Annotated in this window: 1 protein-coding gene and 1 pseudogene; both read right to left on the reverse strand. The window is 33.5% G+C overall.

The window, feature by feature from the left end:
• Positions 1-141: 141 nt before the first annotated feature.
• Positions 142-363: pseudogene (locus P0N36_RS15780) on the reverse strand (hypothetical protein); the annotation flags it as partial.
• 12 nt (positions 364-375) lie between these two features.
• Entirely contained in the window at positions 376-594 is a 219-nt protein-coding gene (locus P0N36_RS15580) for a hypothetical protein (RefSeq protein ID WP_275843813.1), read from the reverse strand.
• Positions 595-627 lie beyond the last annotated feature (33 nt).

Consider the following 627-nt stretch of genomic DNA (forward strand, 5'->3'; position numbering starts at 1 on the left):
TTATCTATGGATAAAGTTGACCGCTCAAGAAACGGTATCATTCATAAAAACATTGTAGATTTTTTATTAGACCAGTAAGATCAGGGACGGTTCGAGACCACTGAAAAAGTCCCCTTTTCCCAAGCTCAAATAGCTCTGTTTTTATAAAATAAATAGTAGAATATTTTTTAAACAATAACCACCGATTTTTTTCTTAAAATCGGTGGTTTTCTTTACCACTATCCTTAATATTGTCTTTAGATTTACCGCTAGGGCAGTCAGCTTAGCTTGTGTTGATACACTTCTTAAGCCATATCCTTTGGCTCGATCTAAGTCGTGGAATCGCTTCTGCTCAGCATTCTTACTTTCTATACTGGCTCTTTTATGATACTTTTTTTAAAAGATATCGTCTTTTTGTTCTTGTGACATACTATAAAATTCACCGGTATTAAGGCCGACAGACAGTACTTTCTTCTTTGCTTTTTTCCCAGCACATTCTTCTCTGAAATTACATTTTTCACAATCTTCTTTTAAGAAGCTGTACCTGCAGCCTTCTCGATAATCTTCTTCTCTTTTGGTCTTATAATACTTTTTATTCCTGAATAACTTTTTCATCGGATAGGTTATATAAATGTTGTAGAATTAATA

This window comes from Petrocella sp. FN5 (genome assembly GCF_029210395.1).
In the GTDB taxonomy this organism is placed as follows: domain Bacteria; phylum Bacillota; class Clostridia; order Lachnospirales; family Vallitaleaceae; genus Petrocella.

What these genes read in the sequence shown, in the direction of transcription:
- P0N36_RS15580 (WP_275843813.1), bottom strand. Translation starts at nt 594, where the DNA reads ATGAAAAAGTTATTCAGGAATAAAAAGTATTATAAGACCAAAAGAGAA.